We start from the raw sequence: 23,917 nt of genomic DNA on the forward strand, positions 1-23,917 counted from the left end.
CAGTCTGGGGGGGGAGACTCAGACAGCGGGGGCCTCAGGCGTGGACGGTGCGATCGATCGTCGCCTGGCCGAGCACGCGCGTACCGCGGTAGACGACCATCGTCTGCCCGGGTGCCACACCCGTGAGCGGGGTCTCGACGCGCACGCGCAGCACCTGCCCGGCAGGGCGCGGGCGGGGGACGACGGGGCCGAGGGGGTCGGCCTCGGCGGCGGGGACCTCGTCGCGGACCTCGCCCAGCCACACGCGTGCGGGCACCGGATCCGCATGGGCGCGGATCTGGACCTCGCAGTCGATCCCCGTCTCCTCGGAGACGCCCATGTCCGCGGGCGGCAGGCCCGCCCAGCTGGTGCGGATGCCCTCGAGCTCCTCGACCGCGAGCGAGGCCCTGGGCCCCACCGTCACGGTGTTGGCGTGCGGGTCCACCCCCACGACGTAGCGCGGCTTCCCGTCCGCCGCCGGCTTCTCGATCCCCAGCCCCTTCCGCTGGCCGACCGTATAGGTGGTCGCACCCTCATGCTCCCCCAGCACCTCGCCGGCCTCGTCGCGGATGAGCCCGGGACGCATGGGGATCTTGTCCGCCAGCCACGCCTTGGTATCGCCGTCGGGGATGAAGCAGATGTCATAGGAGTCCGGCTTGTTCGCCACGGGAAAGCCGCGGCGCTCGGCCTCCGCACGCACCTCGGCCTTGGAGGCGGAGGCCCCGATGGGGAAACAGCAGTGCGCGAGCTGCTCGGGTGTGAGCACGCCCAGCACATAGCTCTGGTCCTTGTTGAGGTCCGCCCCCCGGTGCAGCTCGGGGGTGCCGTCGGAGGCCCGGACGATCTCCGCGTAGTGCCCCGTCGCCACCGCGTCGAAGCCCAGCGCGAGCGCGCGGTCGAGGAGGGCGGCGAACTTGATGCGCTCATTGCACCGCATGCACGGGTTGGGGGTGCGGCCGTTGGCGTACTCGGCGATGAAGTCGTCGACCACGTCCTCCTTGAAGCGCTCGGAGAAGTCCCACACGTAGAAGGGGATGCCCAGCTGACCGGCCACCATGTGCGCATCGCGGGAGTCCTCGATGGTGCAGCAGCCGCGCGAGCCCGTCCGCAGGGTCCCGGGCATGCGCGAGAGCGCCAGGTGCACGCCCACCACCTCATGGCCGGCGTCCACGGCGCGGGCCGCTGCCACTGCGGAGTCCACACCTCCGGACATCGCCGCGAGGATCCTCATGTGCGTCCTTCCCTTCCCTTCATCCCGCCTCACCGCTGGCGCAATCGCATCCGTGCACTGCCCCTCATCCCGCCCAGCGGGGCGTCGCGGACACCATACCCGCCTTCCGCGCCCGCGTCACCACGTCCGGCAGCACGGCGAGCAGCCGGTCGACCTCCTCGACCGTGGTGTCCGGGCCCAGGCTGAAGCGCTGCGTGGAGCGCGCCTCGTCCTCGGAGAAGCCGCATGCCATGAGCACGTGCGAGGGCCGGGAGACGCCTGCCTGGCACGCCGAGCCGGTCGAGGTGGCGAAGCCCGCCATGTCCAGCAGGTACAGCAGGGAATCGCCCTCGCAGCCGGGGAAGACCGCATGTGCGTTCGCCGGCAGGCGCACTGGCCGGTCTTCGCGTCGGCCCGCCGCCTTCGGCTCCGCCGGCCGGTCCGCCTCCGAGGACTCCCCCTCGCACACGCCCGAGGCGTCCGGCGCCTCCCACGGCCCCGTCACCACCGCGTCCGGCACCGTCCGCGCGATGCCCGCCAGCAGCCGGTCGCGCAGCCGGGCCATGCGTTCGACGGTGCCGTCCGTGAGATGGTCCCGTGCCGCCTCGGCCGCGGCGGCGAATGCCGTGGCCCCGGCGACATCGAGTGTGCCGGAACGCACACCGCGTTCCTGCCCCCCGCCGTGGAGGACCGGCACGGGTGAGAGTCCGCGATCCAGGATGAGTGCTCCCGTACCCACCGGTCCGCCGATCTTGTGCGCGGAGAGGCTCATCGCATCGACGCCCAGGGCGGCGAAGTCGAGCGGGAGCTGACCGAGCGCCTGCACCGCATCCGTGTGCACGGGGATGCCGTGGGCGTGCGCGAGGCGGACGAGCTCCGTCACGGGCTGCACCGTGCCCACCTCGTTGTTCGCGAGCATCACGGAGACCAGGCTGGTGCGCTCAGGGGCCTCGGCGATCGCGGCGGCCGCGGCGTCGAGGTCGAGCCGGCCGGTCCGGTCGACGGGGAGCAGCACGAGCTCGGCCCGCGTCCCCCCGTACGCCTCGGACTCGAGGTGCTCGGCGGTCTCGAGGACCGCGTGGTGCTCGATCGCCGAGATGAGGACCCTGGGGCGTGCCGGCATCCCCGCGCGGACGGCGTCCCTGTTCCGGGCGGCGTGGATGCCCGTGAGCGCGAGGTTGTCGGCCTCCGTCCCGCCTGCCGTGAAGACCACCTCGGCCGGCTGGGCGCCCACGACCTCGGCGACCCGCGCCCTGGCGGACTCCATCCGCATCCGCGCGCCCTGGCCCTCGGCGTGCAGCGAAGAGGGATTCCCGCACTCACGCAGCTGGGCGGCGTAGGCGGAGAACACGGCCTCGGTCATGGGGGAGGTAGCGGCGTGGTCGAAATAGGCTCGCACCGCCCTGATTCTACGCGGCCTCCCTGACCGCCGGCCCTCCCGCACACCCGCCTGCACCCCCGCGCTCCGCGAGAGGCCCGGCCACTAGACTGCTGGGGTGATTCCCTTGCTGACGCAGGCCCTGGTGGGCTATTCCCTGGTGCTCACGATCGTGACGCTGGTGCTGGCGCTGCGCAATCGGGCCGCCGGCCGGTGGACGCTCATCGGCACCGCCGCCATGCTGCTGCTCCTGCTCGCGCAGGCCGTGGTCTCGATCGTCCTGTGGGGCCAGTCGCCGGACACGGACGGCGTGCTCTTCTTCGGCTATCTGCTCACCGCGATCGTGGTCGTGCCGCTGGCCGGAGGCTGGGCATATGCCGAGCTCAGCCGCTGGGGTCCCGCCGTCCTCGCCGTCGCAGGCGTGACGGTGGCGGTCATGATCGTCCGCATGGACCAGATCTGGATATGAGCGACGGGACTCCGGGCAGAAGGAGCGGATCGGACATGTCGGGCGAGAACGTGAGGAGCGGAGACGTGGGGAGCCGGGACCCGGCGAGCGGGAACGCGGCGCGGGAGGCCGCGACGCGCAGCGTGCGCGAGACCCGCGCGGCCGCACGCGGGGCACGCCGTGCCGAACGTCGGGCGCGCTCGCCGTACTCCGCGGTCCGCACCGGGCCCGGCCGTGCGCTCACCGCCGTCTACGGCATCCTCGCCTTCGCCGCCTCCGGCCGGGCCGCCTACCAGCTGCTGCCGCAGAACTTCTCCGCCGCGCCCTTCGCCTACACGCTCTCGGCGCTCTCGGCGGCCGTGTACATCCTCGCGACGGTGTGCCTCGTGATCGGCTCCCGCACCTCGCACCGCATCGCGGTCGCCGCCTGCGTCTTCGAGGCCGCCGGCGTGCTCGTGGTCGGCACGCTCAGCTTCACGCACCCGGAGTACTTCGCCCATCCGAGCGTGTGGTCGATGTTCGGCGTGGGCTACGGCTTCGTCCCCCTCGTCCTGCCCTTCGTGGGCCTGTGGTGGCTGCTGCGGGTCCAGCGCACCGTGCGCGGGGCCTGAGGCCCCGCGCACCGCCGCTCACTCCCCCGTCGAGGAGGAGAGCATGTACCAGCCCGGGGAGGAGACGGCGACCTCGTCGCCGTCCGTGGTCACGAGCATGGGCTGCGAGACGTCGATGCGGATGACCGGTCCCTCGTCGTCCGTCGTCATGACCGCCTCGATCTCGTCGCCGAGGTCCACGAAGTAGTCGTCGGGGACGTTGACGGTGATCCGGCACCGCACCTCGGCGAAGCTCACCCCGCCGGCCTCGGTCGCGAGCGCGTACTGGTCGAGAGGCACCTCGTCGTAGGGGCTGCACTCGACCGCGAGATCCGTGAAGCCGGTGTCCTCGGCGCCGAGCTCGTCCACATAGGTGCGGAAGTCTTCGAAGCCGGCGGCCGCGAGATCCGGGGCCCCGTCCGGGACCGTGCCGGTCTGCAAGTACTCCACGGCACCGGCGACGGTCGCGTCCGCGGCCTCCCGATGGGCCTCGGGCGCCTCCTCGACCGCGCCCCGCTCGTCGGCGAGGACCGTGGGCACGGCCTCGGGCGGCACGTACACGGACTGCGCGACCGTCCACTCCTCCGCCGCCGAGGCCCGTGTCACCAGCATCGCCTCCGCCGCGTCGATCTCCTCGTCCTGCGGAGTGGCGAAGGCCATGAACCACAGGGGGTACGACTCGAACACGGGACCGCCCGCGCGCACGTCCGTGTAGGCGGCCGCGCCCAGCGTCGTGTCGCCGTACTCGGCGATGAGCATCTCCGCGCGGGTGCGCTCGAGCAGGGGGCCGGTCTGCACCGTCTCGAGCGCCTCGGGGTTCTCCTGCAGGGCCGCGTCGAGCCGCTCGGAATAGGAGGCGAGGAACGTCCCGGGCTGTCCCGGCTGGACGGCCGGGCGCTCGTAGGGCGAGAGCTCCGGCCGGGTGGGCTGCGGGAAGTCCGCGCCGCAGCCGGCGAGCACGAGGGCGCCGATGCTCACACCGGCCATGCCTGTGACCGAGCGGCGCAGTCGTCCCCGCTCGCGCCTCGGCGTCCTGCCTCCGGGGAGACCCCCGGAGGCCTGCGCCGAGGAGGGCCGCCCTCTCCTGCCCTGCGATTTCGGCCGGGGCCGGAAGCGGCTGAACCAGCTGCGCAGGAACGCGAATGCGGCCAGGCCCAGCAGCGCCGCCGCGCCGGCGAAGCCGAGCATGGCCATCCCGAGCACCTTCCCCACCTGCATCGACAGGGTGATCTGCGCGCCCGCGAGGCTGCCGTCCTCCGCCGCGGGCGTCACGACGATCATGTGCGGCTCCGCGTCGAGATCGAAGGAGCGGCTCACGGTCGTGCCCGTGTCCGCGTCCGTCCACCAGTCGCGCTCCGGTGCGGGTGCCGGCGGGGCGGGCTCGCCGGCGATGAGCCGGTGGTGAGCCGTCCGGGGGAAGTCCACGTCCGTGATCTCCTCGTGTGCCACCCCGGTGAGGTAGTCGTCGACGTCCACACCGTTGGCGGTGCCCATGAACAGCTCCTGGTCCGAGGTGACGGTCAGCGTCGCCTCCGTGTGCTCGAAGGGCACGATCGCCTCATCGAGCACCAGCGCGTATGCGCCCTCGCTCACCTCGAACGCGTCCGTGGTCATCACCTTCTCCGTGCCGACCACGGAGATCGCGGACACGGACAGTCCCGCCAGGACGAGGCCGCACAGGGCGCAGACCGCGCCGATCGCCACTCGGATCATCGCCGCCGCCTCAGAACAGGGCGCGCATGAGGCGGCCCCGGGCCTTCACCACACGGGCGTCCGCGACTCCCACGATCTCGAACAGGTCCAGCAGGCGCAGACGCAGCCGCTCCCGCTCCTCGGGCGCTGCCGTCGGCAGGAGTCCCAGCAGGCGGGAGAAGGCGGCTTCCGCATCCCCGCGCGCAAGCTCTGCATCGGCGGCCGCGAGTGCCGCGTCCACGTCTTTCGGATCCGCCTCCGCTGCGGCGAGCGCGTCCTCGGGAGCCGTCTCCGCCGTCCGCTTGAGCAGGGCGACGCGGGCGAGGCCGAGCTTCGCATCCTCGTCCGCGGGGGCTTCCGCGAGTGCCGCGCGGTAGAGCTCCTCGGCCCGGTCGAGTTCGCCGGCCTCGATCGCGGCGAGCGCCTCGGGATGGGCCGGCCCCGCGTCCTCCTCAGGTGTCCCGCCTGCGGGGACTGCGATCCGGTCGAGGCCCTGCTGTGCGGCCACGGCGACGACCTGGTCCAGCACCTGGCGGACCTGCGCCTCCGGCTGCGCGCCCTGGAAGAGCGGGGCCGGCTGGCCGGCGAGGAGGGCGACGACGGTCGGGATCGACTGGACCCCGAAGGCCTGCTGGATGCGAGGGTTCGCGTCCACGTCGATCTTCGCGAGCACCACCCGCCCTCCATAGGACTCGATGACGCGCTCGAGCACGGGCGAGAGCTGCTTGCACGGCCCGCACCATTCGGCCCAGAGGTCGATGACGACGGGCACCTGCGAGGACAGCTGGACGAGGGATTCGAACTGCGCCTCGTCCACGTCGAAGACCAGGCCGGGCACCTCGACGGCGTTCGGCGGGAGGGCTCCTGTGCCGCCCGCGGCTGCTCCGCCCGCTCCCTCGGCGGCCGGGTGGGAGCGGCCGCGGACCGCCGAGAGGTCGAGCCCCTGCGGTGCGTCCGCGCCCTGCTGTGCGTGCGGGTCCTGTCCCAGAGGGCCGGGAGTCTGGCTCACGTGTCTCATTCCTCCTTGCGTCCGTGCCGGCCACAGCTCTGCGACCGGTGTGCGTGTGCGTCCGTCTTGTGCGGTGCGGGGCCGTCGCTCAGCCGAGCTCGGCGCCCGTGTAGACCTCGTTGACGCCCACCATCCTGATCTGGTCCTCGTCGCCCGCGGGCACCACCCACGTGACCACGGCGGTGGTCGTCTGCTCCAGCGGGTCGGAGGTGCTCGACTCGCCCACGATCTCACTCGCCGGTGAGGGCAGGGAGAGCGTGCCCGTGGTCGACTCGGTGCTGTCCGGCGTGATCGTCGACCGGGTCTCGACGACGCCGGTCACGAGCGCGCTGCCGTCGGCGGTCGCCATCGCGGTGAGCTGGTCCTCACTGCCCGTGTACTCGAACTCGATCTCCGCCCCGCCGTCCTCAAGGGCATCGCGCTGCTCGGACTGGCCGCTGCGCACCCGCTCGACGAACGCGTCCTCCGCGAACACTCCCGCGGAATCGGACTCGTCGCCGCTGCTGAGCACGTCCGCATACGCGGTCGCGACCTCGTTCGGCGGCAGCCGCAGACCCGGTTCGTCCGGCGCCAGGAGGGCGGAGCCCTCACGGGCGTCCGCGACCTCCGGCAGCTCGGCGCCCGGCTGCAGGACCGTCTGCGACCACACGGTGAAGTCCGCGCGCGCGTCCTGCTGGGTGAGGACGAGCAGCTGCGTGTCCCCGGACTCCGCATCGCGCACCACCGCACTCGTGGCCCGCGGCCACTGGTCCGTCTGCGAGGTGTGGTTCACGAGCACCTCGTCGGCGGCGACGGCCGGCGGCAGGCTCGTCTCCTCGGCGGCCTCCTTCACCTCATATGCAGCCTTCCGCTGATCGAGGAAGGGGCCCTGGGCGCGGGCGCCGAGGGCCTCGGCATCGAGGCCCTCGTCCGCAGCGGCGACCTGCTCCGCGATGCGGTTCAGCACCTCGGCGAGCTGCTCGTCCGTGACCGCGGCGGCGGGGGTCGAGGGGACGGGGGCGGGCTCCGGCTGGGGCAGCTCGGCCGGACCGCAGCCGGCCAGCGCGATGACCGGGACGATCGCGAAGGCGCTGCCCGTCTCCGCGAGCTTGCGGCGACGCTCCTGTCGCGCACGGCGGCGCTCGGCCTCGGACCGGGAGCGCCGGATGGCGAAGAAGCCGAGCACGCCGCCTGCGAGGAGCAGGACGCCGCCGGCGATCATGAGCGGCAGGGCCCAGGGCGTCGAATCGTCCGCCGGCCAGGTGAGGGAGACCTCGGAGGCCGCCGGCTGCTCGCCGTCGGTGCCGATGACGAACGCCGTGCGGCCGGCCTCCTCGTCGAAGGTCAGCGATGCCGAGCCGGTGCCCGAGACGGTGCTCTCCCACAGATCCGCGCCCCCGGGCGCGGGGACGGTGGCGAGCTCCTCGGGGTCCGGCTGAGCGGCATCGTCCTCGGCGGCCTCGCCCTCGGCCGGCTCCTCCGGCGCGGGGGTGCCCTCGCCGCCCGTGGAGGTGACGTGCGCGAGGGTCTCCTCGTCCGCGAGCCCGGTGATCCGGGTGACGTCCGAGGCCCCGACCCAGGCGTCCGCGTTCTCCTTGGTGGTACGGGAGATCGTGATGTCCTGGTCCGGGGAGCCGGCGGTGACATCGAGTTCCGCGGGCGTGCCGTAGAGGTTGAGCACACCCGGCTCGACCACGACGACGGGCCCCGGCTCATCGAGCTGCACGCTGGCGACGAGGGTGTCCGAAGGCGCCCACACGGTCTTCTGGAGCACCCCCAGGATCCCGGTGAGGAGACCGATCACGACCAGCACGGCCGGCAGCACGTAGCGCACGCGCGTCCCTTCGTAGAAGTCAACAACACACCGAGTCTAGCCAAGAGCACGGACGCTTCCCTACGAGAGCGCGGTCAGCTCCCTCCGAGACTCCGGTCAGGACGGCTGCGCGCGCCTCCCGGCAGGGTCTTCCGCCGTCGGTCTCCTGCCGTCGGGGCGCGCAGGCCACCAGACGCGCGGGCCGAGGTCGTGCACGAGCGCCGGCACGAGGAGCGTCCGCACCGCGAAGGTGTCCAGCAGCACGCCGAAGGCCACGATGAAGGCGAGCTGCGCGAGGAACAGGATGGGGATGACGGCGAGCGCGGCGAAGGTCGCGGCGAGGACGATGCCCGCCGAGGTGATCACCCCGCCCGTCACGACCAGCCCCCGCAGCACGCCGGCGCGGGTGCCGTGCGCGAGCGTCTCCTCCCGCACCCGCGTCATGAGGAAGATGTTGTAGTCGATCCCGAGCGCCACGAGGAACACGAAGCCGTAGAGCGGGACCGCCGGATCCGCGCCCGGGAAGCCGAGCACGTGGTCGAACACGAGCGCGGAGACCCCCATCGCCGTGCCGAAGCTCAGGACCGTGGTCGCGATGAGCAGGACGGGGGCGAGCACCGACCGGAGCAGGGCCATGAGGATGAGGAGGATCACGGCGAGGACCACGGGGATGATGAGGGTGCGGTCGTGGACGGCGGCGTCGTTCGTGTCGATCGCGGTGGCAGTGACCCCGCCCACGAGCGCTCCCCCGCCGTCGGCGTGCAGCGCGGCGCGCAGCGTCCGCACCGTCTCCTCCGCCGAGGCGGAATCGGCGGCGTCCTCGAGCGTCGCCTGGAGGAGGACCTGCCCCTCCGAGACGGTGGGGGCGGGCGGCGGTCCGCCGGAGCCGCCCGGGCCAGCGGCATCGTCGGCATCGCCTGCGCCGCCGGGCCCCTCAGGACCAGCTGCGCCGCCGGACGGCCCCGCCTCCGTCACCTGCCCCTCCGCATCGAGCGGGAGGGAGCCCGAGGGCGAATCCGCTGAGCTGACCGCCACCGAGTCCACTCCCGCGGTCCGGGCGAGGACCCGCGCGGTCTGCGCGGCCCGCTCCTCGTCGACGAGCACCTGCACGGGCGAGCCCGCGCCGCCGGGGAAATGCGCGGCGAGCCGCTCCTGTCCCTCCCGCGCTTCCGAGGCGCCGAGCACGAGGTCCGACTGCGGCACGCCGTCGGCGCGCAGCTGCGGGACGAATGCGGCACCGGCGACGAGCACGAGCGCAGTGACGATCCACACGGACCGGGCGTGCCGGCCGACGAACCGCGCGGTCCGTTCCCAGAGGCCGGTGTTCTCCTCCGGAGCGGCCGCCTTCGCCGGGGCCGCCGCCCCGGCAGCCGCCCTGGGAGCTGCGACCGCCCTGGCAGGGGCTCCTGTCCTCGCAGAAGCGTCCGTCCTCCCAGCGGCGTTCTCAGCCTCCGCGGTCGGTCCCGTTTCCGCCTCCCCGCTGCCGGCCTCTCCGCCTCCTCGTGATTCCTCCCCGGCGAGGTGCGGCACACGCGGCCAGAACGCCGCGCGGCCCAGCAGTACGAGGACGGAGGGCAGGAACGTGAGCGCGGAGAGCATCGCGAAGACGATGCCGATGGCGGCGACCGGCCCCAGGGCGCTGTTGGACTTGAGATCGGAGAGCAGGAGGCAGAGCAGGCCTGCGATGACCGTGCCGCCCGAGGCGACGATGGGCTCGAGCGAGCCGCGCACGGCGGTCCGGACGGCGTCCCAGGCTCGCGCCTCATGGGCGAAGGCCTCGCGCGCACGAGCGGTGAGCAGCAGGCCGTAGTCGGTCGCCGCGCCGATCACGAGGATGAAGAGGATGCCCTGTGTCTGCCCCGAGAGCAGCAGTGCGCCCGATTTCGCCAGCCACCACACCGCGAGGAGGGCGGTGCAGAGGGCGAACATCGAGGTGCCGAGCACGGCGAAGGGCAGCAGGACGGAACGGTAGACCACGAGCAGGATGAGGAAGACCGCGGACAGCGCGACCGCCAGGAGGAGGCCGTCGATGCCGGCGAAGGCCGCACCGAGGTCCGCGGAGAAGCCCGCCGGCCCGGTGACGCGCACCTCGATGCCCGCCGGCGCCTCGGCGGTCAGCTGCTCGGACAGAACGGTCACCGCCTCGCCCGCATCCGCAGAGGCGTCGAGGGGCACGAAGGCCTGGGCGGCGCGCCCGTCCTCGGAGGGGATCGCGGGAGAGGCGCCATCCTGCACGACGGGGAGGGCCGCGGCGTCCGCGACCGCATCGCCGATCCCGGCGAGGTCGTCCTCGGAGAGCGCGCGGTCCTCCGCCGTGAACACGACGACCGCAGGCAGTGCGTCCCCGGAGCTGAAGTCCGCGAGCCGCTCCTGCACCGCGGTCGCCTCCGCCGAGGAGGGCAGATAGGCGGTCCGGTCGTTCGAGGAAACCTCGTCGACCCTCCCGAAATAGGGCCCGCCCACGGCCGCTGCGATCAGCCAGGCGAGGACGAGGAGGGCGGGGAGGAGGACGCGCAGCCAGCCGGGGACGGCTCGGCGGTGGGAGGTCATGCGCTCACGCTACTCCTGCGGGCATAGGATCGAGACCATGGCTGCAGAGAGAATCGTCTGGATCGACTGCGAGATGACCGGCCTCGACCTCGAGCTCGACGAGCTCATCGAGGTTGCGGCGATCGTCACCGACTTCGACCTCGTCCCGCTCGATGCAGGGATCGACGTCGTCATCCGCCCCTCCGATGCGGCGCGCGAGAATATGAACGACTTCGTCACGAAGATGCACGAGGCCTCAGGGCTCATCACGGAACTGGACGGAGGCACGACGGTCGCCGATGCACAGGCCCGTGTGCTCGCATACATCCGACAGCACGTGCCCGAGGCCGGGAAGGCGCCGCTGGGAGGCAACTCCGTGGGCACGGACAAGGCGTTCCTGCTCAAGCAGATGCCGGAGCTCGTCGACCACCTCCACTACCGGATCATCGACGTCTCCTCGATCAAGGAGCTCAGCCGCCGCTGGTTCCCGCGCGTCTACTTCCAGTCGCCGGAGAAGACGGGCGGCCACCGCGCGCTCGGCGACATCCAGGATTCGATCCGCGAGCTCGCGTACTACCGCCGGGCCGCGTTCCGGACCGCGGAGCCCGCCTCCGAGGAGGCCCGGACGATCGCGGCCGAGGTGATCGCCGACTACGCGCAGGAGCGCTGACGCACGGCCGCGTGCGCACGGCCGTGCGTCTTCGGGGAGCTTTCTACGGTGCGGACACCCTGCACGGTGCCCGCACCGTAGAAAGCTCCCCGACCAGGTCTGCTCGACCGTGGCTCAGCCGTGGCCGAAGAGCTTCTGCGGGATGATCCCGGCCTCGGCCACGCGGACGGCGAGCGTCTTCGCATCGTCCTTGAGGGCTGCGAGCGCCTCATCGTCGAGCGCGCTCCATGCCGCTTCGACGGAATCGTCGGTGAGGTCCTCGACCGCGGCCTTGAGCTCCTGTCCCTCCGCTTCCAGGTCCGCGGAGTCCGCGGCCTCGGTGAGCAGTCCGCGTGCGGCCAGCGATTCCGCGGTCTCCCGCCACTCCTCCTCGCTCCAGCCGCGGGACTTGCGCATCGCGCCGGGCTTGAAGGAGCGGCCCGTCGCGGAGTCGAGGACGATCGCCTCCAGCCCGGTGAGCCCGCCGGCGATGAGCGAGGCGAGGTGGCCGTCCCCGCGGTACTCGCGGAGCAGGGTGATGGCCGCCCACAGGTCGAGGAACGCCTGCAGGGCCGGATCCTGTGCTCGCACCGTGCCGGAGTTCAGCACGGCGCGGTGACCGGCGTAGAGCGCCCGCCCGCTGAGGTCCTGCGCGGCCACCACCGGTGCGATCCGGTCGAGGATCCGCTGTGCGAGGTCGGCGAATTCAGCGGTGCGGCCTGCGGCCTCGCCGGCGGTGAACAGCTCTGCGCTCATCGCCTCCACGCCGGTGAGCCGGGCCGCGAGCACCCGCGCCGGGGCGGCTTCGTCCCAGCAGGCCGGCACGCGCTCGGCGACGAAGCTGGGAGAGAAGGCGTAGAAGGTCGCGGTGATGAGCTCGGGCGGGGCCGCTCCCAGTGCTGCGCCGCGGACGGCGAGGTACTGGTTCTGCGGACTCAGGCCGGCTTCCGAGAGCGCCGCGGCCACCGTCTGCGAGAAATAGGAGGCGGAGTGGAAGGAGTCGAGCCGCTTGGTTGCGGATCGGATGAGCTGAGTGCGCGATGCTGGCGATTCCGACATGGCAGGAGCCTACCGTGTGACCTGCGCTACAGTCGCATGCGCGTTGCACTCGAACTGCTGCTGGCTGCGGCGGCCGCGGTGCCGCCGGAGAGGGCGCGAGCCTGAGCCGCCTCACGTTCGCCGGGGCGGGATCGGGTCGCTCCGCGTTCGCATGGGGCCGCTGCGCGGCTCACACGAGGCGCAGGTCCGTGAGGCAGGTGGCATCGTCCCCCGCACGGGTGGACACCGTGTCGTGGGCCTGACGGCCCTCGTGCTCCACCGTGATCTCCGCCGTGATGCCGCGCGGCAGCCAGAGACCCACGAAGCCGTTGTCATAGGTGGAGAGCTCCTCGTCGAGAAGTCCCTCCCCCGTCTCGGCATCGGTCACCGTGACGGAGACGGGCGCGTTGCGCAGTTCGCCCAGGCACGTGGTGAGGCTGTGGAAATGGCACTCATGCGTCTGCTCCGCGTAAGGCGCGAGCGAGACGTAGAAACGGTCCTCCGGCATCGGCAGCCGCGCCTCCTCACCCGCGCCGTCCGTGAGCACGAGCTCACCCGGGAGGACCGAGGCGAGGAGATCGGCGGGGCGTTCGGCGAGGGGAAGGGCGTCGAGGCGGGCAATGATCTCCTCCGCGGGGAGATCCGCGAGACCGTGGGCGGCAAGCACGTCCTGCACGCCTTCGGAGGCCTCGGCCGCATCGCCTGGTCCGCCCACCGGGGACTCGCCCTCCGACGCATCGGAGGGAGTGATCTGCCCGGCGGATCCGGTCTGATCGGCAAGTCCGACTTCCTCGGCAGAGCAGCCCGTGAGGGTGAGGGCACCGGCGAGGAGTGCGACCGCGAGGGTGCGGCGGGGCCTGTGGGCGGGCCTGAGACGGCGGGCGGATGCAAGAGGATTCACGGACAGGCTCCTGTGCGGGTGGGCGGACCGGGCCACTCTATGCACCGGCGGCGCACACCGTGCCCGCGCGCCCGGATTCGGGATGCGGGTGTCCGCTGTGCGAACCACCGCCTCGCCGAGGGCACGGGACCGGAGCCGGAGCCGGGACCGGGACCGGAGCCGGGGCACTGCATACCCGCACGCCGTCTCGCCGTGCACCCGCAGCCCGGATCATTCCGGAGTGCTCGGGCTCCACTCCCGGGTCTGCCCGAAGGAATCGGGGTCCACGGGTCGGCGCTTCCTCGGCAGCTTCTCGACCACCAGCAGATAGGACTCGGTCACGAGGTCCTCGACGAGCTGGGGATCGAGGGCCTCCCCCGCCCGAACCGTGATCCAGTGCCGCTTGTTCATGTGGTATCCCGGTGTGATCTCGGCGAAGGCCTCGCGCAGCGCTTCGCCGTCCTCGGGCCGGACCTTGAGATTCACGATCGCTTCTCCCCGGAGCCGGGAGAGCAGCATGAACACCTTGCCGCAGACCTTGTAGACGTCCCATTCGGGGCCGAAGGGATGCTCGAGCACGGAAGCGGGCAGCTCCTCCGTCCGCGCCTGCGCTGTCCCCACGAGTTCCATACCGTCCATCGGACCTCCTGTGCCGTTCTCTGGTCTCGTCATCCGCAGTCCGACATCGTTCGAACGCGCGCCTCAGCCTTCCCGGTAGCGAGAACGCTCAGCGGGGTCGAGCTTCTCGGTTGCCAGCCTCAGGCATGCCCGCGTCATGTCGGCGGCATGCGCGGACAGAAGCCGTCGAAGCCGGTCCGGATCGCACCCTCCCGCGTGCTTGAGGAACGTGCCGACGGCGTTGTGGACGACTGGAAGCGGGTCGGCGAGCAGTCTCTCCGCCACTGCGAATCCCGCGTCGAGATCGGCCTCGCCACCCGACCGGGTGAATAGCAGGGGCGCAGTGACGGCGCTGCGCCTCTGCAGCGGGGCGTCCGCCTCTGCCAGCGAGAAGAGCAGGTCGTAGGGTCCACCGGAAACGCACCCGCCGACGACGCGCGGCGCACTCCTGTCGACCATGTCCCAGGTGGTGATCCGGTCGTGCCGCTCGACGTAGATCTCACAGAGCTCTCGCCGGCCCCGGGGATCGAGCCTTCGTCTGGCCTTGAAGTCCAGGATGCAGAAAGCCGTCAGTCGCGGCTCATAAGCCGGATGGTCCAGGAGCTCGTGGACCTGATCGAGCCCGAGCCCGACGTGTGCCTTGGCCGTGTCGAACACGTCGCGCATCCTGAGCCCGAAAGCCGGCTCGTCCGCACTGAGCCTCTTGCGGACTTTGGGCAGTTCAGCGGGCAGGGCGAGTTCGCGCAGCCGCCCGACCACCTGACTGGCTTCGCTCATCCCGCCTCCCGCACTCCGCGCCGAGCTTCAGGGTCTCATACGATCCCGCGGGACACGAGCATCTGCCCTCCCGCCGCACAGCAGAAGGGCCTTCTGATCCGCTCATGCGAGCGGATCAGAAGGCCCTTCCGGATGGGGTGGCTAACGGGACTTGAACCCGCGGCCCCCGCGACCACAACGCGGTGCTCTACCAGCTGAGCTATAGCCACCATGCGCCTGCCCGGCACATGCGCGCCGTTTCGACAACAGAGAACAGCATAGACCGGCTCACAGCCCTTCGCCAACCCAGATCCGCCCTCCGCGCTGAGATGCTCGTCACTCCACCCGCCCGCCTGGACCGAGCATCGGACCCTCAGGAGTACCGCAGTTCCGCGCCGCGAGACTGCGGTAACTATTCGGACTCGGTCCAGCCCGCTGCACAGCTCTCCTCGCCTCGGCTCCCTACACTGGGGTTCGCACTCACGTTCACCCCGCCGTCCCTTACTGTCTTCGCACTTCCCGAGGTCGCTCACACCATGCCCCACGCCCACATCACTGTCGCTCAGGACCGCAGCGCAGAGGTGAACATCGCAGGCGAGGTGACCCCGCATCCCGACCTGGGCTCGGCCGTGGCGCACCTCGCCCAGCATGCCCGCTCCACCCGCACCGACCTCGAGGTGCGGATCAGCGACGGGCCCGTCGAACGCGGGCTGCGCATCAGTGCCACCGGGCAGATCGCGGCCGTCCCCGGTGAGGACACCGCTGCCGCATCCACCGACGAAGACGCGACAGGCAGTGCCTCCGCGGAGGGGCCGAACGGAGCTCCACACACCGCACAGGCCCCGCCCCCGGGCGAGACCGGCGACGCAGAGAGCCGTTCAGAGCCCGAGGCGTCCGCGCCCGCCGGCGCACCCGAACCGACCGGCCTCGAGCAGGACCCCTCGGACGACGCCTCCGCGGACAAGCACTCCGAGGAGGACTCCTCGGCCGCGGCAGACTTCCCCGTGGGCACCCGGTACTCCGGGCCCGCCGAGACCTTGGGCGCCGCACCCGACTCAGGGGACGGCAGGCGCTCCGAGCGGAAGCGCGCCTCCTCGTCCCGGACGCACCGAGTCCGGAGAGAGACTCCCCGGCGGCCTCGCAGCGTGCGTCTCACCGTCCCGAGCCTCGTCCTCTCCGTGCTCCTCGTCCTCGCCCTGGCGTTCTTCTTCCTCCCCGACCTCATCGGCACCCCGGCCGCGGACGAGTCGGGCGTGCCGACGGACACCGCCGCCCCGAGCCGCATGCCGGTGACGCAGGAGCCCTCGGACACGCCGGTGCCCGGCTTCGCCGCCGAACCGCGCTGGGAGGCCGATGTGCCGCCCACCGCCTCCGTCACGGCCACCTCGCGTGGGGTCCTCGTCGTGGACAGCGGACGCCTCACCATCCTCGATGCGCGCACCGGCACCACCCGCTACTCCGGGGGCTACACCGGGAGCGTGACCTTCGCCGCGGACACCGTCATCGACGGTGAGCCCGCCCTCGTCTGGCGCTACGACGACCGCGTCCAGGCGCTCTTCGACGGCGAGGACGCGCCAGTGGACATCCCCCTCGGCCCGGAGGCCCGCATGTCCGCGGCCGGCACCGGCGTGCTCATCAGGGAGGGCAATTCCCTCAGCACCCTCGGCCGCGAGGGGCTGCAGCCAGTGCCGACGCCCGCGCCCGGATCCACACCGATGGCCGTCGACGACAGGCATCTCATCAGCGCCGTGTTCGAGGGACCGGTCGTCATGACCGACATCGACACCGGCGAGACCTCGGAGGTGCCGCTGGAGAGGCCCGGCGACAACCTCGAGATCAAGCAGTGGAAGTCCGCCGGCCACGGCCTGGCGATCACCGTCTGGGGAGAGCCCGAGGCCGGACTCAGCTCCGGCCACCGCCTCCAGCTCGCTGTGCACAGCCTCGAGGACGGGAGCCTGTCGTCGATGAACGAGGTCTCCAGCGCCGACATCGGCGAGGAGGACTGGACCCGCGGTCAGGGCTACGCGCTCGCGGTCATCGGCCCTTTCCTCTACGACATCGGCACCGGACTGCTCCTGCTGGACGGCACCGAGAACGGCATGCAGTTCGGAGAGCCGCGCGGGAACCTGGTCCCCGGCACGAGCGCCGGCGAACCCATCATCCTCGCAGGTGTCCGCACGGACGCCGATTTCCAGGCCGGCGCCCCCACCGCATACACGACGGGCGCCGATCTGCTCGCTGTGACACATGACTCCCGTTACGCAATCGTGCGCTCCGGAGCCGACAGGGTGACCGCCTATCCGACCGGATGAGTCCCTGTCCCCCGGCTGAACACGCGCCCCACCAGCGCAGACACCGGGTTCCGCAGTGCGGGCCGTTTCGTAAAGATTTGAACACGAGCAGATCGCGATCAGGTCACGCTGTTCGTTAGTATTGTCGCGAACCGGCCCCTTTCCCCTCCGAGGATCTATGAAGACGGCTCCGCCCCGCTCCCCGCGATTCGCTCTCGCCGCAGCAGTCGCCCTGTGCCTCCTCACCGGCGCGGCACCCGCCTCGGCGCTCACCGGCGAGGCAGAGGCTCCCTCTCGTGCACAGGACTCTGCTTACGAGAGCGCCGCAGCAGAGGCCGCCGCCTCGGTGTCTCAGCCCTCCCCGAATGGCACCGGCTATCCCCGGACTCCGACGCCGAGTGAGACCCCCGGAGGCGAGGAATCGCAGGAGCCGACCTCCGATCCGAGCGGCCCGCCCAGCGAAGGGCCCAGTTCGTCTCCCGAGCCCACCCACCCCGAGCCCACGGGCAGCCCCACGGACCCGGGCCCCACCCGCGAACCCGCGCCGCAGCCCACTCAGGCTCCGGAGCCCACGCGCGGACCCGGCGTCCCCGAGGACAGCGAGGACTCCTCCGACGATGGCGAGGACCGGGACGAGCCGACCAGCGGCAAGGTCCAGGATCCCGCCACCGGCAACGGCTCCTCCTCACGGGGCTCCGATCAGGGCACCCCGTGGTCACCGTCCGAGGACACCGGTTCCGACTACTCGGATCCCGTGCCGCACGCACCGGGTGACGAGGAGGACGAGTCCATCACCGCCGAATCGGATCCCGATGGACGGGATGCCCAGGCCGACGGGGACGAGACGACCGCCACGGACGATGACGCCACGGCTGACAGTGCGGATTCCGGTCTCTCCTGGCCCATCGCCCTGATCATCGCTCTGGGGCTCGCAGCGCTCGGCGTGGTGGCCTTCCTCCTGGCGCGCGGGCGCAGCGCCGCCGCCGAGGCGGACTGAGGCAAGCGCGAGTCTTCGCGGCCGAGGCGGACTTGACCTCGGCCGCGGTGCCGACCGTCCCCCGGGCCCGCCGCCCTACAGCGTGAGGCTGGGATGGAGGTCCTTCATCGACAGGACCCGCTTGCGCGAGCAGGCGAAGGTGCTCACGGCGAGGGCGAGGACCGCGAACAGCGCGAGAGACGCCGAGGCCTGCATCACTGCGGCCGCGTCTCCTCCGGCGATCATGCCGCGCAGTCCCTTCACCGCATAGGTCATGGGCAGGAGCGGTGAGAGCCACTGGAAGAACGCCGGCGCCGTCTCCACGGGGTAGGTTCCGCCGGCCGCTCCGATCTGCAGCATGAGCAGGACCAGGGCGACGAGGCGTCCGATCGAGCCGAACAGCACCACGCACATCTGATGCACGGCGTGGAACGAGGCCGCCACCACGATGGAGAAGACGAAGGTCCACAGCCAGGTGGAGACCGTGAAGTCCAGGACGAAGGCGAGCACCGCCCACAGGAGCACGACCTGGGCGATCCCGAACAGCAGTCCGGGCACGTAGCCGGACCAGGCGATGCGCAGCGAGCTCGCAGAGGAGGCCAGCGCCCGGTACGGGATCGCCTTGAGCACCATGTAGGTGATCATGCCGCCGATCCACAGCGCGAGGCCGATGAAGAACGCCGCGAGGCCCTGGCCGTAGACGTGGACGGGGTTGAGGGTGTCCTTGTGCGCATCGACCGGCAGCGCGACCACGTCCGAGCGGTTCTCGCGGTCCGCGGCATCGAAGGTGGGGATCTCCTCGACGCCGTCGGCCAGACCCGAGGCCAGCTCTCCCGCACCGTCCTCGAGCTGCGCGGCGCCGTCGTCCAGGTCGACCGCGCCCTCGGCCAGCTGCCGACCCGCCTCGGCGGCGCTGCCCGCACCTTCCTCCAGCTGCCCGAGGCCGTCGGCGAGGTCGTCGGCGCCCGTGCTCAGCTGCTGTGCCCCGTCGTTCAGCGTGCGGAGTCCGCTGTGCAGGTCGCGGGCCCCGTCCGAGACCTGTGCGGCGCCGTCGTCGAGGGTGCTGATCTGGTCGTCCGCCTCGTGCACGGCGTCGAGGACCTCGTCTGCGAGGTTCCGGGCGTCACGCTCGTAGCCCTGTGCCGTCGAGCGGGCGTCCTTCGCAGCGTCGTGGGCGGAGTCGAGGTCGGATTCGAGCCCGTCCAGGGCGCTCTGCAGATCGGCGACGCGAGGATCGTCCGGATAGTCCGCGGCGAGGTCGTCCACGCGTGACTGCAGATCGTCGGAGACCTGCGCGCGGCCCGATTCAAAGCGGTCGGCCGCGTCGTCGAGGGCCGGGCCGGCGCTGTCCACGAGATCGCCCACGCGGCTGTCGAAGTCGTCGGCCCGGGCCCGGATCTGGTGCGCCTTGTCGCTCAGCGCGCCGGTGCCGTCGGCCACCTGCTTCGCGCCGTCGGCGAGCGTCGCACTGCCGCTCTCGGCACTCTCCGCTCCGTCGGCCAGATCGGAGGCTCCGGAGGCGAGCGTCCGGCCGCCGGCAGCTGCGGTGCCCGCTGCTGTGTGGAGCTCGTCGAGGCCCTCGCTCAGCCTGCCGGAGCCGTCCACCAGCGTTCCGGTGCCGTCATGGAGCTCACCGGCGCCGTCGTGGAGCTCGGATGCGCCGTCGGCGGCCTCGGAGATCTGCTCGTGGAGGTCGTTGAAGCCCACGAAGATCTGGTCGGCGTACTGCGCCGTCGTCGTCTCGTTGAGCCCGGCCCTGATCTCCGTGAGGATCGTGTTCGCGACCTGGCCGAGCACGTAGTTGTTCGCGTCGTTGGTCGCCACGCGCAGCTCAGCCCGCTCCGGTTCGTCCCCGCCGGCGGAGACGAGCCGCTCGGAGAAGTTCGCCGGGATGGTCAGGACGGCGGCGAAGGAGCCGTCGGCCAGACCCTCGGCGGCTTCATCGGCCTCGGCCGTCTCCCAGGCGAACCCCGCGGCGCCCTTCTCCGTGACCTGATCGACCAGTTCGTCGCCGGCGTGCAGCTCCTCCCGAGGTTCGTCCGCGCCCGGGCCGGCGGGCTTCTCCGCGCCCCGGTCCAGGTTGACGACGGCGGCGCTGATGCCGTCGAGGTTGCCGGTGGGGTCCCAGTTGGACGCCAGGTAGAGACCTGCGTAGATCGAGGGGATCACCACGATCACGACCATCGCGAGACGGGTGAGGGTGGTCCGGCGGAACCGGGAGAGCTCGAGCCAGGGCAGGGAGAGCATGAGGAGTCCTTCTTCGGGGCGGGTGCGCGAGGGCGGGAGGATGCGGCCGGCTCAGACCGGTGGGCGCGCGAGGTCGACGATGTCGATGCCCCCGGCGAGCTGCGGCACCCGCTCACAGAGTTCGCGGAGCTGGGCGTCGTCGGCGCATGTGACGACGAAGGTCTGCGCGCCGTCGCGGAACACCCCGTCCTGTCGGTACAGGAGGACGCCCAGCCAGGCGAGCGTGCGATCCCTCGGGTCGCGCAGGAGGTCGATGTCGTCGATCGCCATGAAGGGCGTGCGGTCGATGGAGGTGAGTGCGAGTTCGAGGAAGAAGCGCTGGAGGGGGGTGAGCTCGGAGACATAGGTCGCCTCCTCCACGCCCAGGACGAAGTCCGCCTCGAGCACGTCTGCGGGCCGGAAGCCCTCGATGCCGGATTCGCGGAGGAGGGACATCGCCGAGACCACTGTCGCCCGCAGCCTGTCGACCTCCTCGGCGACGGCGGACTTGGAGATCCAGGGGCGGTACCAGGGCTGGCGGGTGATGAGGCGCTCGGCGATGTGCTCGGCCACGGTGAGGTTGTCCTCGAGGTCCGTCACTCCGTGCACATGGGACAGGCCCACGAGGCGGCGCACCGTGCGGCCCTGGCGTCTGGCATCGGCACCGCCGACGGTGACGGTTCCCGAATCGGGGCGCATGCGGCCGGCCGCGCTCAGCAGCAGGGCGGTCTTTCCGGACCCCTCCGCCCCCCGGAAGACGAGGAGGCCGCCCTCCGCGATCTCTGCGGAGACGCCCGCGTAGACGACGCTGCGCGGGGTGCTCAGGGACAGGCCTTCGATGCTGATGACGGGGTCTGTGCCCGCCTCGGCGCTCACGGTCTCGCTCGTCTTCACGCTCACCCGGTCCATGATCCGCGCACTTTCGGATGACCGCAACATGGGATGCCGCGGCGTGTCCGCACTCACCTCTGCCTGCGCACCGCTGATCGCGCAGGCGTCAGACGCGCATCGCGATGCCCGCTCGGGACGCGAACACGACCCGCCCCTGCTCGCAGGGGCCGCCTACGCCGGTGACGGGTCAGCTCCGCCGCGGGACGGTCGAGGGGCAGGCCGGGCGAATCGCGGAGGTCGTGGGGAGGGAGGCCTGCGGCGGACGGCGCCGCTGCTGTCGGTGATCGAGGCGCCGCGGTGCCCCCACAGAGTCCACGGCAGCGTCATGAGCGCCCAGAGCACGGCGGCGGCGAGGGCTTCCCAGAAGACGTAGACCGGCCAGTCGCCGAGGAGGTCGAGGAGCGAGGGGCCCTGCGGCGGGCGGGAAAGGTAGGCGTAGTTGGCCCCCGTGATCCCGTTGACCGTGACGGCGACGCACGCCCATGCGATGGTCGCGGAATAGGCGATGCCGTAACCGCGCCATGTGGGTCGGTAGCCGAATCCCCAGGTGAGCACGATAGGCGCGAGGAGGACGACGATGTGGAGGTACCAGAAGAGCAGGTACTCGAGGACGGGCACCGTGAAGTAGTTGAGATCAGGGGTCAGGACCGACTGGATGTTGAGGGTGAGGCCCCAGAAGTAGCTGATCGCGATGGCCCAGCCGGCCCGCCGGATGAGGGCGATGGCGGTGATGATCCGCAGGACATCCGAATAGTGGAAGGGCAGCGACTGGTCGATGTTCCAGTTGCCGGGCAGGAGGTCCCAGCACATCCATCCGAGGGTGATGGCCAGGACGGTCCAGCCAGAGATCCGCAGGGCGCGGTCCTCGTGCACCGTCCCCGCGATGCGGCGGGCGCCCCAGACGAAGACGATTCCGACGACGACGGCGAGGGCCAGAGCACACAGATGCTCGGGCCCGTACAGCGACATGCGCCCGATCGGCTCCAGACGGGTGGACATGGGGGAAGTTTATGTCGTGCGGCCCGGAGAGTGGAGCGTCGGCACGTACCATGAGGAGCAGCAGTGCGCCGACGGTGCCGGAACGAGCGAGAGGGAGTGCAGATGGCCAACGGTACGTTCGTGTATGGGTTCGACGACGAGGCCAAGCACGCGTGGGGCTTCCCCGTGGACGAGGCGAGGACGCTGCAGGCGGCGATCTACGAGGCGTTCGATGCGGGGCGCGCAGTGCGGGCGACCTTCCATGTGAAGCTGGGCGGGCACCTGGGTGCTCGGACGCTCTATCTCACCCCGGCGACGCCGTTCCACTTCGCGTTCATCGATGCAGCGCAGGGCAGCGTCGACGAGGACCTGCTGAACAGGTTCAGGCGCGCGATCGGTCAGGGCCGTGAGATCCACCTGCCCGTGGAGCGGATGCCCGAGGAGGACGGCGAGGACGAGGACGCAGGGCAGACTGGAGTCTCTGCGGAGGCTGAGAACGTCGAGACCTCCGGGGGTGCCTCGGCCTGAGCCTGCTCACTCGACCTGAGCCTGCTCACTCGTCCTGAGCGTGCTCACTCGCCCAGGACGAGAGGGACGAAGCGGTAGCCGCCGTGCTCAGTGACGGACGTTCCTCCGTCCGAGTCCGTGCGCTGCACGCGCAGCATGGTCCCGCGCACGGGGATGACCATGACGCCGCCGAGGCGCAGCTGGTCCACGAGGGCGCGCGGCACCTCGGCGGCCTCGGCGGAGACGAGGATGCGGTCGAAGGGACCGATATCCGGGGCGCCGGGCACGCTGGGATCCGCCTGCTGCACGGTCACCCATCCCATACGGTGTGCTGCCAGGGCGGAGCGGGAGGCAGCGAGGATCTCGGGGATGCGCTCGAGGCCGGTCACCGCACCCGAGGAGCCCACCAGATCGCCCAGAAGGGCGGTCGTCCAGCCCGAGCCGGAGCCCACGTCGAGGATCTGCTGGCCGGGATGCACGTCGAGCAGGGCGAGCATGGCCGCCACAGTGCTGGGCTGTGAATTCGTCTGGCCATGACCGATCGCGATGGGTGCGTCCTCACCGGCCCGGGCCCTCGCTCCCTCGGGGAGGAAGTCGTGCCGGGGCCGACGGGCCATGGCCTCCTGCACCTTGTGCTCGGGCGTGCGGCGGGGAGCTGCGTGCTTCGCCTGTGCGGGGGCGTCTGGCGCGAAGTGGGCGCGGCATCGTGCTTCGTACCTTTCGGCTCCGCCTACGTGTGTGCCGTCGAGGCGAAGTGCATCGGCCGGGTTCGGGTCTGTTTCTGCGCTGAGGGGTATGCGCTGGTGGAACGCGGCTTCCTCCCCGCACTCCGCGCAGACGGCGGTGAGCTTGCTGACGGATTCTGCGGTGGCCATGAGGGCGGGAAGCGGCTCGAAGGGTTCACCGTCGAAGGTCACGCAGAGGCCGGAGGCGATCACGGTGATGCCGCTGCGGACGGCCTCTTCCACGGTGGGGATCAGCTCGACTCCGAAGAACTGCGCCTCGTCGATCGCGATCACGTCGGGGCGATGGGCTGAGGAGGCGAGCCGCACGATGTCCGCTGCGTGCTCGAGCTGACGGGATTCCGCGCGGGAACCGGCGTGAGTGGCCACCGCGCCGGGGCCCTCGCGGACGTCCAGGACGTGAGTGACGACTTCCACCGTGACCCCGGCGATGCGGAGCCGGCGCACACGGCGCAGGAGTTCCTCGGACTTGCCGGCGAACATGGGGCCGGCGATGACCTCGAGACGGGCTGCCGAGGAGCGCATGCGGTCAGGATAGCGCGCTGCGCGTTTCTCTGGTGGGGTGGAGGGCCCCTCACGTGCGGTCATCCCCGCCTACGCGGGGAGCACTTCTTCCCCTTCTCCCCGGCCAAGGAGGGGCCGGGATCATCCCCGCCTACGCGGGGAGCACGACCCGGTGTGGCCGAACGCCGCGAACAACGCCGGATCATCCCCGCCTACGCGGGGAGCACTACGAC

The 23,917-nt window shown here is 71.5% G+C and carries 20 protein-coding genes and 1 tRNA gene; 6 read left to right on the forward strand and 15 right to left on the reverse strand.

Annotated elements, in window-relative coordinates; translation table 11 throughout:
• Positions 1-34 precede the first annotated feature (34 nt).
• Positions 35-1,210, reverse strand: coding sequence for a tRNA 2-thiouridine(34) synthase MnmA (gene mnmA / locus K318_RS0115680; RefSeq protein WP_029090175.1), 1,176 nt, complete (start codon positions 1,208-1,210; stop codon positions 35-37).
• A gap of 64 nt (positions 1,211-1,274) precedes the next feature.
• Entirely contained in the window at positions 1,275-2,588 is a 1,314-nt protein-coding gene (locus K318_RS0115685) for a cysteine desulfurase family protein (RefSeq protein WP_029090176.1), read from the reverse strand.
• A gap of 97 nt (positions 2,589-2,685) precedes the next feature.
• Here K318_RS0115685 and K318_RS0115690 point away from each other — a divergent pair, with 97 nt between their 5' ends.
• Positions 2,686-3,036: a hypothetical protein gene (locus tag K318_RS0115690; RefSeq protein ID WP_029090177.1), complete on the forward strand. Its 351-nt coding sequence runs from the start codon at positions 2,686-2,688 to the stop codon at positions 3,034-3,036.
• A 35-nt stretch (positions 3,037-3,071) separates the two neighbouring features.
• Positions 3,072-3,626, forward strand: a complete 555-nt coding sequence (locus tag K318_RS25840; RefSeq protein WP_029090178.1) for a hypothetical protein — start codon at positions 3,072-3,074, stop codon at positions 3,624-3,626.
• A gap of 18 nt (positions 3,627-3,644) precedes the next feature.
• Here the strand turns inward: K318_RS25840 and K318_RS0115700 are convergent, their stop codons facing one another.
• The 4 genes from K318_RS0115700 to K318_RS22505 all read right to left on the reverse strand — a co-directional run bounded on the left by K318_RS0115700 (position 3,645) and on the right by K318_RS22505 (position 10,648).
• Positions 3,645-5,318 (reverse strand): DUF8094 domain-containing protein, encoded by a 1,674-nt coding sequence (locus K318_RS0115700; RefSeq protein WP_156914074.1) that lies wholly within the window; start codon positions 5,316-5,318, stop codon positions 3,645-3,647.
• A gap of 10 nt (positions 5,319-5,328) precedes the next feature.
• Positions 5,329-6,315: a tetratricopeptide repeat protein gene (locus K318_RS0115705; RefSeq protein ID WP_084500326.1), complete on the reverse strand. Its 987-nt coding sequence runs from the start codon at positions 6,313-6,315 to the stop codon at positions 5,329-5,331.
• Positions 6,316-6,394: 79 nt separating this feature from the next.
• Complete coding sequence (locus K318_RS0115710; RefSeq protein ID WP_029090181.1) at positions 6,395-8,119, reverse strand: DUF8094 domain-containing protein; 1,725 nt, start codon at positions 8,117-8,119, stop codon at positions 6,395-6,397.
• Positions 8,120-8,215: 96 nt separating this feature from the next.
• Entirely contained in the window at positions 8,216-10,648 is a 2,433-nt protein-coding gene (locus tag K318_RS22505) for an MMPL family transporter (RefSeq protein WP_051298106.1), read from the reverse strand.
• Positions 10,649-10,685: 37 nt separating this feature from the next.
• Between K318_RS22505 and orn the strand changes: the two genes are divergently transcribed.
• The gene (gene orn / locus K318_RS0115720; protein WP_029090182.1) at positions 10,686-11,297 is read left to right on the forward strand and encodes an oligoribonuclease; all 612 of its coding nucleotides are present in this window, start codon (positions 10,686-10,688) and stop codon (positions 11,295-11,297) included.
• A gap of 114 nt (positions 11,298-11,411) precedes the next feature.
• On the opposite strand, the gene K318_RS0115725 is transcribed toward orn, so the two are convergent.
• The 5 genes from K318_RS0115725 to K318_RS0115745 form a co-directional block, all read right to left on the reverse strand.
• On the reverse strand, positions 11,412-12,335 hold the full coding sequence (locus K318_RS0115725; protein ID WP_035282167.1) for an SCO6745 family protein: 924 nt from the start codon (positions 12,333-12,335) through the stop codon (positions 11,412-11,414).
• 169 nt (positions 12,336-12,504) lie between these two features.
• On the reverse strand, positions 12,505-13,215 hold the full coding sequence (locus K318_RS0115730) for a CueP family metal-binding protein (protein WP_029090184.1): 711 nt from the start codon (positions 13,213-13,215) through the stop codon (positions 12,505-12,507).
• A 210-nt stretch (positions 13,216-13,425) separates the two neighbouring features.
• Complete coding sequence (locus tag K318_RS0115735; RefSeq protein ID WP_029090185.1) at positions 13,426-13,833, reverse strand: MmcQ/YjbR family DNA-binding protein; 408 nt, start codon at positions 13,831-13,833, stop codon at positions 13,426-13,428.
• Between the two features lie 63 nt (positions 13,834-13,896).
• Positions 13,897-14,589, reverse strand: a complete 693-nt coding sequence (locus tag K318_RS0115740) for a DNA alkylation repair protein (RefSeq protein ID WP_029090186.1) — start codon at positions 14,587-14,589, stop codon at positions 13,897-13,899.
• 133 nt (positions 14,590-14,722) lie between these two features.
• A tRNA-His gene (locus K318_RS0115745) sits at positions 14,723-14,798 on the reverse strand.
• A 306-nt stretch (positions 14,799-15,104) separates the two neighbouring features.
• Between K318_RS0115745 and K318_RS22510 the strand changes: the two genes are divergently transcribed.
• Together K318_RS22510 and K318_RS0115755 are read left to right on the forward strand one after the other, a co-directional pair.
• On the forward strand, positions 15,105-16,880 hold the full coding sequence (locus K318_RS22510) for a hypothetical protein (RefSeq protein ID WP_029090187.1): 1,776 nt from the start codon (positions 15,105-15,107) through the stop codon (positions 16,878-16,880).
• A gap of 157 nt (positions 16,881-17,037) precedes the next feature.
• Positions 17,038-17,856: a hypothetical protein gene (locus K318_RS0115755; RefSeq protein ID WP_029090188.1), complete on the forward strand. Its 819-nt coding sequence runs from the start codon at positions 17,038-17,040 to the stop codon at positions 17,854-17,856.
• A 75-nt stretch (positions 17,857-17,931) separates the two neighbouring features.
• Here K318_RS0115755 and K318_RS0115760 read toward each other — a convergent pair whose 3' ends face one another.
• From K318_RS0115760 to K318_RS22520, 3 genes are all read right to left on the reverse strand, one after another.
• Entirely contained in the window at positions 17,932-20,082 is a 2,151-nt protein-coding gene (locus K318_RS0115760) for a YhgE/Pip domain-containing protein (protein ID WP_029090189.1), read from the reverse strand.
• A gap of 51 nt (positions 20,083-20,133) precedes the next feature.
• Positions 20,134-20,961, reverse strand: coding sequence for an ATP-binding cassette domain-containing protein (locus K318_RS23945; protein WP_169721482.1), 828 nt, complete (start codon positions 20,959-20,961; stop codon positions 20,134-20,136).
• A gap of 162 nt (positions 20,962-21,123) precedes the next feature.
• Positions 21,124-21,951, reverse strand: a complete 828-nt coding sequence (locus K318_RS22520; RefSeq protein WP_084500330.1) for a YwaF family protein — start codon at positions 21,949-21,951, stop codon at positions 21,124-21,126.
• 102 nt (positions 21,952-22,053) lie between these two features.
• On the opposite strand from K318_RS22520, the gene K318_RS0115775 reads away from it, so the two are divergent.
• Positions 22,054-22,458, forward strand: coding sequence for a hypothetical protein (locus K318_RS0115775; RefSeq protein ID WP_029090190.1), 405 nt, complete (start codon positions 22,054-22,056; stop codon positions 22,456-22,458).
• A 44-nt stretch (positions 22,459-22,502) separates the two neighbouring features.
• Here K318_RS0115775 and K318_RS25845 read toward each other — a convergent pair whose 3' ends face one another.
• Positions 22,503-23,705: a hypothetical protein gene (locus tag K318_RS25845; RefSeq protein ID WP_342664217.1), complete on the reverse strand. Its 1,203-nt coding sequence runs from the start codon at positions 23,703-23,705 to the stop codon at positions 22,503-22,505.
• Positions 23,706-23,917: the final 212 nt, after the last annotated feature.

It is taken from the genome of Brevibacterium album DSM 18261 (genome assembly GCF_000426445.1).
Classification (GTDB): Bacteria; Actinomycetota; Actinomycetes; order Actinomycetales; family Brevibacteriaceae; genus Brevibacterium; species Brevibacterium album.

What these genes read in the sequence shown, in the direction of transcription:
- mnmA (WP_029090175.1), bottom strand. Translation starts at nt 1,210, where the DNA reads ATGAGGATCCTCGCGGCGATGTCCGGAGGTGTGGACTCCGCAGTGGCA.
- K318_RS25840 (WP_029090178.1), top strand. Translation starts at nt 3,072, where the DNA reads ATGTCGGGCGAGAACGTGAGGAGCGGAGACGTGGGGAGCCGGGACCCG.
- K318_RS0115700 (WP_156914074.1), bottom strand. Translation starts at nt 5,318, where the DNA reads ATGATCCGAGTGGCGATCGGCGCGGTCTGCGCCCTGTGCGGCCTCGTC.
- K318_RS0115705 (WP_084500326.1), bottom strand. Translation starts at nt 6,315, where the DNA reads ATGAGACACGTGAGCCAGACTCCCGGCCCTCTGGGACAGGACCCGCAC.
- K318_RS22505 (WP_051298106.1), bottom strand. Translation starts at nt 10,648, where the DNA reads ATGACCTCCCACCGCCGAGCCGTCCCCGGCTGGCTGCGCGTCCTCCTC.
- orn (WP_029090182.1), top strand. Translation starts at nt 10,686, where the DNA reads ATGGCTGCAGAGAGAATCGTCTGGATCGACTGCGAGATGACCGGCCTC.
- K318_RS0115725 (WP_035282167.1), bottom strand. Translation starts at nt 12,335, where the DNA reads ATGTCGGAATCGCCAGCATCGCGCACTCAGCTCATCCGATCCGCAACC.
- K318_RS0115735 (WP_029090185.1), bottom strand. Translation starts at nt 13,833, where the DNA reads ATGGACGGTATGGAACTCGTGGGGACAGCGCAGGCGCGGACGGAGGAG.
- K318_RS0115740 (WP_029090186.1), bottom strand. Translation starts at nt 14,589, where the DNA reads ATGAGCGAAGCCAGTCAGGTGGTCGGGCGGCTGCGCGAACTCGCCCTG.
- K318_RS22510 (WP_029090187.1), top strand. Translation starts at nt 15,105, where the DNA reads ATGCCCCACGCCCACATCACTGTCGCTCAGGACCGCAGCGCAGAGGTG.
- K318_RS0115755 (WP_029090188.1), top strand. Translation starts at nt 17,038, where the DNA reads ATGAAGACGGCTCCGCCCCGCTCCCCGCGATTCGCTCTCGCCGCAGCA.
- K318_RS0115760 (WP_029090189.1), bottom strand. Translation starts at nt 20,082, where the DNA reads ATGCTCTCCCTGCCCTGGCTCGAGCTCTCCCGGTTCCGCCGGACCACC.
- K318_RS22520 (WP_084500330.1), bottom strand. Translation starts at nt 21,951, where the DNA reads ATGTCCACCCGTCTGGAGCCGATCGGGCGCATGTCGCTGTACGGGCCC.
- K318_RS0115775 (WP_029090190.1), top strand. Translation starts at nt 22,054, where the DNA reads ATGGCCAACGGTACGTTCGTGTATGGGTTCGACGACGAGGCCAAGCAC.
- K318_RS25845 (WP_342664217.1), bottom strand. Translation starts at nt 23,705, where the DNA reads ATGCGCTCCTCGGCAGCCCGTCTCGAGGTCATCGCCGGCCCCATGTTC.